The following is a 13,041-nucleotide window of genomic DNA, read 5'->3' as shown; positions in this document are numbered from 1 at the left end:
TGTCGCCTCTCTCCGAACACAAGCCCGAAGCGCAAGCGAGTCAATTTGTTCAACGACCAGGAATCTACATAGAACGAACAACCGATGAAACATGGACAAGAAAAGACAGATTCATCCGCAGATGACGCAGATTGGCAGAGATAAAATAAAATCTCGCGATCTATCAATTTTATCTGTGCCAATCCGCGTCATCTGCGGATCGTCTTCTCTCGTTTTCCTAGCCCGAGGTTGGGTCGTTGAGTTCGTTTCGCCGTTTTACGAAACCATTCACTCGCCCTCGCTTCGGGCTTGTAAGAGATCGATCGAAAAACTGTCTCTTGGATATAACCTGAGCTCTTTTGCCCTAGAATGCGTCGGCGCTGATCACCTCGCCGCCGGTCGATGTGGCGAGGGCGTAGTACGTGGTCGGGTTGATCGAGTCCTTGAGGAAGCGCACCGAGCCGTCGTCCATCAGGACGTTGACGCCGCCCGGGTGCCAGCTTCGGGCCGAGAAGAAGCCGTAGCCGGTGCCGTAGGTCCCCCAGGGGGAGCAATCGGGCGTCTTGCTGTTGGGCGTCAGGACGAAGTTGCCGACCGACGTCGAGTACTCGCCCCCGGCCCAGGTCCAGCCGCCCCAGTCGTAGGTCGGGGTGCCGCTCGTGCTGGCGCTCACGCATGCCGGGATCGCCGTGCCGGTGAGGTAGGTCTGGTCCTGCGCGTTCTGGAGGATGTACGTCGGGAACCCCGAGATGCCCACGCCCACATAAACGTCGCCCGGGCGATACCGGCCGGGGTCGCCGTCGCCCCGGTTCCGCTCGAAGAATCCGATGGTATTCGACGTGCCGTCGATGATGTTGGCGACCGACGAGATCGGCTCGCCGTCGACGGCGTTCACGCGCCAGATCCCCCCGTTCGCGGCCATCCGGGCGTTCCAGTCGAAGTTCGTCCCCTGGGAGGATCGGTAGTTGTTCCGCCCTCGGCCGGAGTCGCTCGGGCAGAGGAACGACGCGACCGTCTGGTAGATGGCCGTCCCCTGGACGGGGTCGACCTGGTCCTGGAAGGGATACATCCCGAAGCTGAAGTTGATCGCGTTGTAGAGCGCCATCTGCTCCATCTGGGGGAGCATCAGCGTCAGTCCGCCGAAGTTGGCCCAGGTGTTCCCCTTGCCGTCGCCGGGCGTGTTGGGGGTCGGGTAGATCTGCGAGGCGCCGCACGAATTCCAGGGGAACGAACCGACCGCCGTGTGGTAGTTGTGCATCGCCAACCCGATCTGTTTCAGGTTGTTCGTGCACTGCGCACGCCTCGCCGCCTCGCGCGCCGACTGGACCGCGGGCAGGAGCAATGCGATCAAGACCGCGATGATCGCGATCACGACGAGGAGCTCGATCAACGTAAAGCCGCGACGCTTCGCTGGCATTCGATGTCCTCCCGGAATAAAAAGGCGGAGACGGTGGCGGCGCGCAGCGGCCCACGTCCGAAGCCCCGAAAGGCCTTCAACGAGCCTGGCAACACGACCGATGCGACCCGGGCCTGGGGAAGGATTGGAGATCCCGCGGCCCCTCATCAGTTCTCTAGCGGTTTTTTTTGACGGTCGGGACGAAGTTTGTTGTGATTCTATTTTTTATGAATTCCTCTCCCCGTCGCAAGGGCGATCCGCGTCAAAAATCGGGTGGCGAACATCCGTTCCTATGGGGATACCACGACGTGATTATTGGAGGGAGCGAGTATGAGTTCTCATGAACTCTTGCTTGGACCCAGGCGTTGAGGTAGGTTCTCCCCACGCGACGGGCCGCCGGAGTGCGTGGCGGCCCTCGGCGGGTCGGATCGATCAGGAGGAATGAGCATCCTGTCCTGGCGATGGGGCACCGGCGCCGGAGCCAGGGGCGATGAAGACTCGGCGACGGGGGAACGTCGCGAGCGAGGAGGCGGGGACGTCGAAGTTTTTGGCGAGGACCTCGGGGGGCGTCTGGGCGAACCAGTCGCTGACGCCGAAGGTGCCGAACTCGGAGAAGTGGCCGTCGTCGAAGATCAGGATGAAGTGGGCCTCGCCCGGCCCCATGCCCTGGAGGGCGTGGCCGTGGCCTCGGGGGAAATACCAGACGTCCCCCTCCTCGAAGTCGTTGGTCTCCGACGTGCCGTCGGGGGCGATGACTGTGGGTGCGGACGCGCCCCTTGAGCATGAACGCCCACTCGGCCGCCTTGGCGTGCCAGTGCAACTCGCGGACGCCGCCGGGCTGGAGCCGCATCGAGACGCCCGCGAGCCCTTCGGAGATCGGCAACTGCTTGACCGTCGCCTCGCGGGAGAACCCCCCCGGCGGTGTGCCTCCCCTTCTCGGACTCCATCGCGCAGCGGATCGTCGGGATCGGCTCGGGCTTCTCACCGTGCTCCTTGTCGTTCGCGCCGTAGTCGCTCGCCCTGGCGACCCCGTCCGCACCCGCCGCCCCGCCCGCGACGGCGGCCGCCCCAGGAAATTGCGCCTCGACACTTCGGACATGATTCCCTTCCCTTCCTTCGCGAAATTCGGACCCAGTCTTTAGGCCATCCCCGGGAGCAGCCCCAGGGCCATCCGGCCCGTCATCGACGTCGGCCGATCAGGAGCGAGGCCAAGGGGCTAAGCTAAACCCGACTTAGGCCGTCGATGAAATCGGCTGCATCAAGCCCGCGCGCGGCCCTCGTGCCAGAGGAGCCGGTCATCCGGGCATCACCGGGATATCATCACCTCGGAAAAATCCGCGTGTGTTTGTCCGTCGATTCCATCGGGCCTGATAACCCTGGCGAAGGGGCTCGCGAACGGGCCCTGGAAGTTGGCGAAGGGTTAACCGATAGGAAAGGACGACTCCGATGCCGATGAACATGCGAGGAGAAGTGACGGTCGGTGGGTTGCGGTCCATGAAGGGAATGGTCCTCGCCGGGGTGCTGGGACTCGCCGGGTTGGCGCTCGCCGCCGCACCGGCCCAGGCCAACGGCGGGCACGGGGGGAACCGTGGCGGTGGGTATGGTGGCGGCGGCGGCTACGGTAGCGGCGGTGGCTACGGTGGCGGCAACTACGGGGGTGGGGGCTACGGCACCGGTGGGTACTGCGGCGGCGGATATCCTCCGCGAGGCGGCTGCTGGCCGCCCCCTTCCCGCCCCTGCTACCCGCCCTACAACACCGGTGGTGGCTGCTGGCCCTCGCCGTATCCCTACCCCGGCCGCACCAGCGGCTGGCCGGGCGGTGGTTATCCGAGCGGCGGATATGGCGGCGGCCAGCCGAGCGGCGGATATGGCGGCTACTCTCGCGGCAGGGCGCGGTGAGCGACGGTCCGGAGGTTGGGACCGAGCCCTCCCCGACTTGGAGCTCGATCGTCCCTTCTCCTCTCGGATAACAGGACAGGCGGTCAGCCCGGCGAGCCCGCTCGGACATCCATCCGATCCGGCCCCGCCGGGTTCGCTTTGCGCACCAGCATCCTGGCAATCGCTCAGCCCAACTCCGCAGGGTTGAGTTCGAGCCATGTGGTCTCGATCGTCGCTCCGATCTTTCCCGCCCGGTCCTCATGGCCTCTTGACACCGCGACGAGGATGAGGCAAAAATTGTCGTCGTGTTGAGACTGGATCTCAATCTCAAAATTGAGGAATGTTAATGTCTGAGACTTCGCCGCCGTCGGGCGGGTCTTGGCGACATTCCGTTCCCCCCTTCCGGAAAGAGAAGCATCCCCCCCATGCAACGCCCGAGGTCTCGCGGATTTACGCTGATCGAACTCCTGGTCGTCATCGCCATCATCGCCGTCTTGATTGCCCTGCTCTTGCCCGCCGTCCAGGCGGCGCGTGAAGCGGCCCGTCGCCTCCAGTGCACGAACAACCTCAAGCAGCTCGGCCTGGCCCTGCACAACTACGAGTCGTCGTCGGGGGCCTTGCCTCCTCCGTTTATCCAGAGCGGTAGCGGCTCGACCATTACCTGGTCGAACGGCTGGAGCGTCCACGGGCGGATCCTCCCGTTCATGGAGCAGAATGCGCTCTATGACGCGATGAACTTCACCCAGCGTTACAGCACGCCGTTCAACTCCACCATCACGGCGATGGTGATCAACGGTTTCCTCTGCCCGAGCGAGATCCAGCCCCAGCCCCGAGTGACGGCCACGGGGCGGTTCGGCGTGAACAACTACGGCTGGAACCGAGGCGACTGGTACATCTGGGGCGGGTTCGCCGGGGTGGCCAACCGCGCCCCGTTCGACGTGAATCGGAGCCGCCGGCTCGCTGATTTCAGCGATGGCCTGAGCAACACCTTGGTGGCGTCGGAGGTCAAGACGTATCAGCCCAACCTGGGCAACTGCGGGACCGGCCTGGCGAACATCAGCAACATGAACAACATCCCGGCGTCCTCTGCTGACCCGCACACCGTCGCCCCCGAGTACAACACCGGCTGCACCCTCGGCCTGACCGGCCACACCGAGTGGGTCGACGGCGCCGTGCATGAGACGGGCTTCACCACCGCGTGGACTCCGAACAAGCGGATCACCCGGCTCGGCGGCGACACCAGCCAGGACCTCGACATCATCGGCCTGCGCGAGAGCCGAGGCGGCCCGACCTTCGCGGCCGTCAACTCGCGGAGCTACCACCCCGGCGGCGTCAACACCCTGATGGGCGACGGCTCCGTCCGCTTCGCCAAGAACACCATCAACGGCGAGGCCTGGCGCGCGCTCGGCACCATCTCGGGTAACGAAGTCATCAGCGCCGACTCCTACTGATCGGCCCGTCGCGAAGCCCGGCTTTCTCCTCGGAGTCGGGCTTCCGCGGCTCAACGGACACGGCGTCGATCCGGTGAAGTTGTTTCGTCGGTCCTCACGCCAGGCCAGGGTGATTCGTAGCGATCCAGGTCTCGACCTCCGCCTTGAACTCCTGCGTCTTCCGTAAGAGCTCCGCGGCTTCCGGATCGCTGACGATATTGGCGACGTCGTAGTCGAGAGTGTTCCGCTTTCGGCGGCAGATCTCGAAATAGGCCACGAACGCCGAGACGCTCGTGCCCACCGCGATCTCGGCCGCCTCGTAGCTCACCTGATGGTGGCCCTGCCCGACGACGCGATAGCCGGCACAGGCGATCGCCATCTCCGCCGTCTGCAGGGCGGCGTTATGAGCCGTCGCGAAGGAACGATCGGCCGAGAGGCCGACGATTGCCGCGTCGCGGAGGCCCCGCTCGATCACCGTGCGGAGGTCGTCAAGCTCCTGCTTGCTTGTCTGGTGCGGCCGAACGCGGTTTGCGTTCACTAGCGACTGCCAGCTCAGCCTTGCCCCCGATGACGAATAGTTTTTCCTGGCTCATCACTGTTGAGAGGAAATGATGACCTGAGGCAAGTTTCTCCGCAATCTCTTCCGGAGAGTACAGGGAAGGATTGACCGGACGAAGGATCGTCTTCTCGATCCCCTCGAGAGTCGTCGCAAGCTCTGCGAGCCCGATGCGCCCGATGATCATGAGGTCGATGTCACTCCCCGGATGCTCTGCGTGCCGTGCGAACGAGCCATGGACGAAGGCGACGACAATTCGATCGTGGAAAGGCTCGAGGCCCTCGCAAATCACGTCCTTCAACCCGGCGGTGCGGAGGAGTAATCCTTGAAGGTCGGCAAAGATTGGGCTCTGGGTCTCGGCCGAATAATAGGCCCGGTTTCCATCTTCCCTCCTCCTGAGGATACCCGCCGGAACGAGCCTAGTGAGTTCTCGCTGCAGGCTTGAGGGAGTCACGCCGATCTGTCGAGCAAGGTCCGAGAGATACCACTCACGCGCCGGATCTCTGTAGATCGTGGCGAGGATGTCTTGGCGAGTCTTCGGGAAGAGGGCGTCGAGCAGGCTGGATTTACGCATGTTGCCTAAGAGTGTACGCGATCTGCGTAAAGGTGACCCACATTCCTGCGGAATCGCGCCAGGTTTCTTCGGAGGATGACAACGACTCTGGCAGAAACCCGGCTTTGAGGAAAAAGCCGGGTTTCGGAACGGAGACTCACTTCGGCGGAGATGCTGTCGTCGAAAACCGGAAGGTCAGGTCGCCCGGCCTGGAATCATTCCGGGAGTCGACGAGTCCGCCGTCGTCTCGGCCGTCGCGGCCGATCGAGTAGATGACGGGTTCGCCGTCGATGACGGCCAAGCGCAGGGGCTTTCCGTCGAAGGGGTCGGCGGGGATGGCCTCGAGGCCGGCGTCGCGGACGGCCGAGGCGAGGTCGGGTGGGGCGTCGGGGTGGACCAGCCGCTGTCTCTTGAGGGCGATCAGGCACTCCGAGGCGCGGAGCCGGGCGACGTCGACACCCAGCCCTCGCGTGACTGCCACCAGGGCGGGGTTGTATCCGAACACCACGCGAGAGAGGAGGTCGTCACCACCCAACGCGAGCTTGCGGTCGGGGGCCTTCTCCAACCGTGTGATGTAGGGAAACGATCGGAGGGTGAGCAGGCGTCGATAGTAGTCGTCGAGGCGGGAAACCAGCTTCGCGAACTCTTCGGGCGTCGTCTTCGCGACCTGGGCGTCGATGTCCTCCGGCCAGACCGGAGGGGGTGGGGCGGGACGAGGCGGGGCTGGGGGCGCCGCGTTCGCCGCCAGGACGGCCATCACTTGGGGCTCGACGACCGAGAGGACGACCGACCCGTTCGGATTGAGGGAGCCGGTGTCTTTCAGGTCTCGGACGAGCGTGGACTGGTCGTAGATCAGGTCCCGGACCACTTTCACATGCAAGAGATATTCTTCACGGATCCCCTCGGCGTATCCGTCGACGGACTCGTGGAGATCCTCCCGCAAGATCGCGAGGAGCCGATCGGCGTGTTCGGGGCGGATTTGTGGGGAGGTGAGGATCGGCACGAGGCCATCCTTGATGATCATCGCGTCGAGGGACGCGGCGACCAACTGCATGATCGCGCCGCCGCGGGGGCGGAGGTCTCGGGCGAGGCGGAGGGTGATCTCGAGGTCGCGGATCGCGGCGTCGACCTCTCCCCGTTCGAGGTCGCGGCGGATCCGGTAGGCGGCGATGCGACCGACGTGCCGGGCCCCTTGGGCGTGGGGCAGCCGGGCGGTCAGGCCCAGGCCGGTCGCGAAGACGCAGCGAGGTCGACGCTGGGCCTCTGCGAGCTTCCGGAACCCCTCGGCATAGGGGGCGATGGTCTCGTCGATCGTCGCGGCGGAGATCCCCTTCGGGTCTTTCGAGGAGGCCACGAGGAGCTCGCCGAACCGCTTGTTCCGCTCCTCGAGTGCTTTGGTCCTCGCCTTGCGTGCGGGCCCTTCCGGGAAGCAGATGGCCAGTTCATTGCTGAACTCGAAGAGGGCGTCGAGATACAGGGGCGCCGCGTTTTCCTCGGGCGGTGGGAGCTCGAAGAATTTGGCGACGTCGAAGGGGGCCTGGGGGCTGACCCAGTCCGGGGCCCGAGTCACCGCGCCGGGGAAGGACGGGACCGGTGTCTTCGGAGTGTCGATAGCCTTCTCGGCGGCCTTGGGAGCCTCGGGTCGTCCGGAATCCTCGCCGCCGGCCAGGACGACCGCCGCCCCCGCCGGGAGGAGCAGCAACGCCGCACCCGCGGCGACGGCCTTGCGGAGAGAGAAGGAACCGGCCCGGACCATGGCTTCGGCGAGCGTGACGACCACCACTGAGATCGACCCCCGGGCGACGTGGCCCGTTGCGAAGGCCGTCGCGCTGCGGACTGTAACGGTCTCGAGTGCGGCGGGCACGGTCGCGGAAGTGGCGTGGGCGGTGACCAGGGCCGCGGAAGGGGCCAGCCCACGCCGGACGAGTCGGCTCCGGAGACGCCTGCGGCCCCGGCTCAGGCGGGCGCTGACGGTGTTGGCGGAGAGATGGAGCCGGTGCCCGGCCTCGGCGTGGGACAACCCCTCGAGGTCGCAGAGGAGGATCGGCCGGCGATATGACTCCGGCAGGCGTCCGAGCTCCTCGTGGAGTAATGCGGCCTCTTCTCGCCGAATCGTCGCCTGCTCGGGACGCGAGTCATCGACCGGCTCGGACACCGGGCCGCCTTGCTTCGCCGCAAGGCCGAGGCCCTGCCCCCGGGCTTTCTTCGCGGTGCGGAGCGCCACGCCGTAGAGCCAGGGGCCGAGGAGGTCGGGCTCTCGGATCGTCTCGGCCTTTCTCGCCAGGACGAGGAACGTCGCCTGGAACGCATCCTCGGCCGAGTGGACGTCGCCGAGCAACCCTCGGCAGGCGGCCAGGACCATCGACCCATGCCGCGCGACCAGGACGGCGAATGCGTGCTCGGCGGCCTCGTCGCGTCCGGCGACGAAGCGGGCGAGCAACTCGCCGTCCGGCATGCCCGCGGCGGCCCCTCCCTCGAAGAGGCGCTGCAACGACTTCGCAACCACGTCCGCCCGGCGAGTTGCCATGATCCAAGGCTCCCGTTCCCTCGACACGTCCGCCATGCCCATGATACTGCCGGGTTGGGACAAGAGTCTGACAGACTCGTGGAAATCGATCGACCCTTAGGTCCCGGACTGGCTGCGAGTCGTTACCATGAGACAGTGACTTGTTCTCGAGCGTGCGGCGAGTTGAAGGCCGATGCCCTCGCACTTCCCCGGCATGGACCCGTACCTCGAGGCGCCGGAGATCTGGCCAGATCTCCAGGAAGCGCTGGCGGGGAGATCCGCGCCGAGCTGAACCAATCCCTCCCCGGCCCCTACTACGCTCGCCTCGAGATCCGGCCGGAGATCGGCATCACCGAGGAGGGCCAGGCTCGGCAGTCGCAGGCCGCAGTGCTCGAACGGTCTCGGAGGGATGTCTCGCGGTCGGTGGAGTTGAAGGTCCGCATCGAGCCAATCCGGCACCACTTCGTCGAGATCCGCGACTCGGCGAACGGGCACAAGCTCATCACCCTCATCGAGATCCTCAGCCCGTCGAACAAGCGTCACGGGCCCGACCGCGAAGCCTACCGCCGCAGGCCGCGTGAGATCCTCGACAGTGATGCCAACCTGATCGAGCTCGATCTCTTGCGGGGGGGCGACCGCGTTCTTGCCCGACCTCAACCTGGCCGCGTTGATCGCCAAACTCGACTCGCCAGCCGATTACGTGGTGCTGGTCAATCGTGCCTGGCGACGCGCCGACGAGGTCGCCTACCAGGTCCTTCCGTTCGGCCTTAGCGAGTGGCTTCCCTGCATCCCGATCCCACTGCGGGAAGGGGAGCCCGAGATCCCCTTCGACCTCCAGTTCGTCTTCAATCGTGCCTACGACGGCGGTCCCTACCGCCGAGGGGCGGTCGACTATTCCCGCCCCCCTGTCCCTTCCCTCTCGGACGACGACAGCCTCTGGGCCGAGCAACGGCTCCGCGATCGGGACGCGTCCGCATCGCCGTGATTAGGCCGGAATCGCCGGAGACGGTCGGATGAGGGATCTTCCCAACTCCGGGGAGAGCCCACACAATAGACCGAGTGGGCATCGTCGTGATGTCGTTCGAGGCAAGCCTGGCGTTGCACATGCGGGACCGATCGTGACTCCTGGGGACGAGGCGGAATCCTGGGAGCGTCACGTCCGCGGGGGCGACCGGGCGGCCCTGGCCGCGCTCTTCTCGTCGCATGAGGAGCGGCTGCGCAGGTTCTTGAAGCTCCGGCTCGACCCGAAGCTCCGGGGGAGGCTCTCGCCGTCCGACCTGGTGCAGGAGGTCTACCTCGCGGCCGAGCAGCGGCTCGACCACTTCCGAGGCCTGACCGACATGCCGTTCTCGGTCTGGGTCCTGTTGCTGGCAGGCCAGAGGCTGGTCGACGCCCACCGCCGGCACCTTGGGGCGGAGGCCCGCGACGCGGGACGCGAGGTCGCGATGGGAGGGGGCGGAGGCGCCGGCCCGACGACGAGCGCGGCGAACCTGGCCGAGCGGTTCGCCGGGGACCTGACCTCGCCGAGCCAGGCCGCGATTCGCCAGGAGACCCGGGAGCTGCTCGCCCACGCGATCGAGGCGATGGACCCGCTCGACCGCGAGGTCCTCGCGCTCCGGCACTTCGACGAGCTCAGCAACGACGAGGTCGCCCGGTTCCTCGACATCCCCAAGGGGACCGCCAGCAAGCGCTACGTCCGTGCCCTGGGTCGCCTGCGGACGATCCTGATGGAAGTGCCCGGCCTCCTCGAAGGGCCTCCTTGACCTCGGGTGGACACGCCCCATGACCGTGCGTCCCGATCCCGACCACGAATCCGGCCCCGACCTCGACGTCGATTCGGACGACGGGCTGGATCGCGACCCGCTCGACCTCCTGGCCGAGGAGTTCGCCCACCGCTGCCGACGCGGAGAACAGCCTTCGATCGAGGAGTACGTGGCGCGTCACCCCGACCTCGCTGGGCCGATCCGCCGGCTGCTCCCGGCCGTCGCCTTCCTCGAGCGGGGAAAGGGGGCGGCCTTGCTCTCCGGCTCGGGATTGGGGGCCGAGACGGACGGGATGGGGATGATCCCCCCGTCGCGACAGCTCGGCGAGAACCGGGTCATCCGCGAACTGGGCCGGGGAGGGATGGGGATCGTCTACGAGGCCGTGCAGGAGCCGCTGGGCCGTCGGGTGGCGGTGAAGGTCCTGCCTCGGCACGCGCTGGGGGACTCCGCGAGTCGCCGCCGCTTCCTCCGCGAGGCCCAGGTCGTGGCGCGGCTCGAGCACCCGAACATCGTGCCGATCCACGCCGTGGGCGAGCAGGACGGCCTGCCCTACTACGTCATGGCCCTCGTCGACGGCCGGGGACTCGACCACCTCCTCGCCGACCCCTCGGCCCTGCCGGGACTCGGGTCGGCGGAGCGTACCCGACTGGTCGCGCGCCTGGGCCTCCAGGCGGCGGAGGCCCTCGACTACTCCCACGGCCAGGGGATCCTCCACCGCGACATCAAGCCGGCCAACCTCCTGCTCGACGCGTCGGGGACGCTCTGGCTCGCCGACTTCGGGCTCGCCAAGCTCGCCGACGACCTCTCGCTGACCCGCACCGGCGAGCTCCCCGGCACGCTCCGCTACCTCGCCCCCGAGTGCCTCAACGACGAGGCCGACGCCAGGAGCGACCTCTACAGCCTCGGCTTGACCCTCTACGAGCTCGCCGTCGGCTGCCCCGCCTTCGCCGAGCTGAACCGAGCCCGCCTACTCCGCCAGATCGAGTCGGCCCGCGCCGTCGCCCCTCGACAACTCGTCCCGACGCTCCCGCGCGACCTGGAGACGATCATCCTGAAGGCGATGGCGCACGCCCCGTCGGCCCGCTACGCGACGGCCTCAGCCCTCGCGGAGGATCTCCGCCGCTTCCTCGATGACCGCCCGATCCTCGCGCGTCGCGCGACCCCGGCCGAGCGCCTGGCCCGAGCGATCCGGGCGAACCCGGTCGTGGCCGCGCTTACGGGGACCTCCCTCGTCCTGGCCCTTCTCGCGGCCTTCTTCATGCGGTTCTACCTGTGGCCCCCTCCGCCGCCGCCACCGGGAAGCGGGATCCCCTGGCCTCCCCCTCCCCCCGAAGGATTCGGCCCGCCGGATCGCCCCTGGGAGCAACGGAAACGCCCCCCGCGTCACCTTCCGGGCCCCCCGGGGCCCATGCCCGGCCGGATGGCCCCGCCGCCCCCGAATGGTCCCCCTCCTCCTCCGCCACCTCCCCCGCCAGGCTGATCAGGCCGGGCCTCGGGACACGAGCAGGAGAGGATTCTTAGAAAATCCGCCAAGGTCGGTCCGATCGACAGGTTGGAGATTCACCACAAAGGCACGAAGACACAAAGGGCTCCGAGAGAAAGCTTCCATAAAAGGGTACTTGTGCTCTTGGGCCTTCCACTTTGTGCCTTGGTGCCTTTGTGGTGAGGAACTCACGCGGTCAAAGCGTGGTGGAGATCGGGGAGGCGTGTCTTTTTCGAGAGTCCCGGTCGACACGAACCACCACGTTGCGTTTCCCCTTTTGAGGAGACGACCTGACCGCCTGAAAGAGCCCGCGAGGCGGGTCCCCGGCCGAGGTCGATGCTCCCGGAGCCTTTTGGGAACGACACGATGCCTCCGTCACTGATTTGCCGGTCGGGACTCCTCGGCGCCGGGGTGGCGTTGGGACTCGGCCTGGCCTGGGCTGGCCCGAAGACGGTCGGGGCCACGCTTTCCGCTTCGCCCTCTCGGCCTTCTTACGCCCCGTCCGCCGATGGCGTCGGCTCTCGGTCGGACCGCGGCCCCGTGCAATGGGCGCTCGCGGATGACGACGAACAAGGGCCACGCGCCGGCGACCCCCCGCCCCCGCCCGATGACGACGACGAGGATCGAGGCCCTCGCCGTCCTCCTGGAGGTCGAGGAGGCCGCCGAGGCGGAGGTCCCCCTCCGCCGCCCCCTCCCCCTCCGCCGCCGCCCGTGCCCCCGCTCATGTCCGCGCTCGACAAGGATCACGACGGCAAGCTCTCGGCCGAGGAGATCGCGTCGGCTCCGAAGGCGCTGAAGTCGTTGGACAAGGACGACGACGGGACCCTCACCCACGAAGAGATGCGCCCGCCCCGACCCGAGGGACGTCGTCGCGGCGGTCCTGAAGGCCGCGGCCCGGAAGATCGCGGGCCCGGAGGTCGCGGACCGAGAGACCGAGACAACGAGGATCGGCCCGACGCCGACGACGCTCCTGACGCACCTCCTCCTCCTCCGCCCCCGCCTCCTCCGCCGCCGGGTAGACGCGGCGGTCGGCCCGATGGTCCTCCTCCCCCGCCGCCTCCGCTGATCTCCGCGCTTGACAAGGATCGTGATGGCGAGCTCTCGACCGACGAGATGAAGGACGCGGCGCGGGCCCTCAAGACGCTCGACAAGGACGGTGACGGCACCCTCTCCCGCGAGGAGATGCGTCCACGACGTCCCGAGGGGGGCCGCCGAGGTGGCCCGGGCGGCCCCGGCCGTCGAGGTCCCGGAGGTCCGCCCGACGGGCCTCCCCCTCCCCCCGACGACGACCAAGGTCCCCCGCCCCGCGACCGAGATCGTGATGCTTGAAATTGCTCATGACTAAATGCTGGGCGGCTCCTCGGGGAAACCCGGCCCTTCCTGCAATGCTGGGTTTCTTCCGCCGTCACCGGCGACTTTCTTTGCAGTCGGAGACGACGCTGTCTCCCTTCACCAAAGCCCGGTCATTTTCAATCCCCGTTCCGAAACCTCGGCTTC

General features: G+C 67.1%; 12 protein-coding genes and 2 pseudogenes. 8 read left to right on the top strand and 6 right to left on the bottom strand.

The window, feature by feature from the left end:
• Positions 1-343: 343 nt before the first annotated feature.
• The 3 genes and pseudogenes from ACYOEI_RS21550 to ACYOEI_RS21540 all read right to left on the bottom strand — a co-directional run.
• Complete coding sequence (locus ACYOEI_RS21550) at positions 344-1,396, bottom strand: DUF1559 family PulG-like putative transporter (RefSeq protein WP_462851632.1); 1,053 nt, start codon at positions 1,394-1,396, stop codon at positions 344-346.
• 411 nt (positions 1,397-1,807) lie between these two features.
• Positions 1,808-2,128 (bottom strand): cupin domain-containing protein, encoded by a 321-nt coding sequence (locus ACYOEI_RS21545; RefSeq protein WP_462851771.1) that lies wholly within the window; start codon positions 2,126-2,128, stop codon positions 1,808-1,810.
• A gap of 61 nt (positions 2,129-2,189) precedes the next feature.
• A pseudogene (locus ACYOEI_RS21540) lies at positions 2,190-2,474 on the bottom strand (hypothetical protein); the annotation flags it as partial.
• Between the two features lie 347 nt (positions 2,475-2,821).
• Here ACYOEI_RS21540 and ACYOEI_RS21535 point away from each other — a divergent pair.
• The gene (locus ACYOEI_RS21535) at positions 2,822-3,274 is read left to right on the top strand and encodes a hypothetical protein (protein WP_462851631.1); all 453 of its coding nucleotides are present in this window, start codon (positions 2,822-2,824) and stop codon (positions 3,272-3,274) included.
• Between the two features lie 404 nt (positions 3,275-3,678).
• Positions 3,679-4,704 carry a DUF1559 family PulG-like putative transporter gene (locus ACYOEI_RS21530; protein ID WP_462851630.1) on the top strand — a complete coding sequence of 342 codons (1,026 nt, stop codon included), beginning with the start codon at positions 3,679-3,681 and terminating at the stop codon, positions 4,702-4,704.
• Positions 4,705-4,798: 94 nt separating this feature from the next.
• On the opposite strand, the gene ACYOEI_RS21525 is transcribed toward ACYOEI_RS21530, so the two are convergent.
• The 3 genes from ACYOEI_RS21525 to ACYOEI_RS21515 form a co-directional block, all read right to left on the bottom strand.
• Positions 4,799-5,158 carry a hypothetical protein gene (locus tag ACYOEI_RS21525; protein ID WP_462851629.1) on the bottom strand — a complete coding sequence of 120 codons (360 nt, stop codon included), beginning with the start codon at positions 5,156-5,158 and terminating at the stop codon, positions 4,799-4,801.
• A 13-nt stretch (positions 5,159-5,171) separates the two neighbouring features.
• Positions 5,172-5,813: a nucleotidyltransferase domain-containing protein gene (locus ACYOEI_RS21520; RefSeq protein ID WP_462851628.1), complete on the bottom strand. Its 642-nt coding sequence runs from the start codon at positions 5,811-5,813 to the stop codon at positions 5,172-5,174.
• A 136-nt stretch (positions 5,814-5,949) separates the two neighbouring features.
• Positions 5,950-8,319, bottom strand: coding sequence for an RNA polymerase sigma factor (locus tag ACYOEI_RS21515; protein ID WP_462851627.1), 2,370 nt, complete (start codon positions 8,317-8,319; stop codon positions 5,950-5,952).
• A 172-nt stretch (positions 8,320-8,491) separates the two neighbouring features.
• Between ACYOEI_RS21515 and ACYOEI_RS21510 the strand changes: the two genes are divergently transcribed.
• The 6 genes and pseudogenes from ACYOEI_RS21510 (at position 8,492) to ACYOEI_RS21485 (ending at position 12,873) form a co-directional block, all read left to right on the top strand.
• Entirely contained in the window at positions 8,492-8,590 is a 99-nt protein-coding gene (locus ACYOEI_RS21510) for a DUF4058 family protein (protein ID WP_462851626.1), read from the top strand.
• Positions 8,591-8,685: 95 nt separating this feature from the next.
• Positions 8,686-8,880 (top strand): annotated as a pseudogene (locus ACYOEI_RS21505) (DUF4058 family protein); the annotation flags it as partial.
• Positions 8,881-8,941: 61 nt separating this feature from the next.
• Positions 8,942-9,283, top strand: coding sequence for a DUF4058 family protein (locus ACYOEI_RS21500; RefSeq protein ID WP_462851625.1), 342 nt, complete (start codon positions 8,942-8,944; stop codon positions 9,281-9,283).
• Between the two features lie 133 nt (positions 9,284-9,416).
• Positions 9,417-10,061: a sigma-70 family RNA polymerase sigma factor gene (locus ACYOEI_RS21495; protein ID WP_462851624.1), complete on the top strand. Its 645-nt coding sequence runs from the start codon at positions 9,417-9,419 to the stop codon at positions 10,059-10,061.
• 19 nt (positions 10,062-10,080) lie between these two features.
• A complete protein-coding gene (locus ACYOEI_RS21490; protein ID WP_462851623.1) occupies positions 10,081-11,541 on the top strand; it encodes a serine/threonine-protein kinase in 1,461 nt (486 codons plus the stop codon).
• Between the two features lie 369 nt (positions 11,542-11,910).
• The gene (locus ACYOEI_RS21485) at positions 11,911-12,873 is read left to right on the top strand and encodes an EF-hand domain-containing protein (protein ID WP_462851622.1); all 963 of its coding nucleotides are present in this window, start codon (positions 11,911-11,913) and stop codon (positions 12,871-12,873) included.
• Positions 12,874-13,041: the final 168 nt, after the last annotated feature.

This window comes from Singulisphaera rosea, from assembly GCF_054877945.1.
Note: the sequence above shows the minus strand (reverse complement) of the source record. Positions and strands in the feature narration are given on the sequence as shown.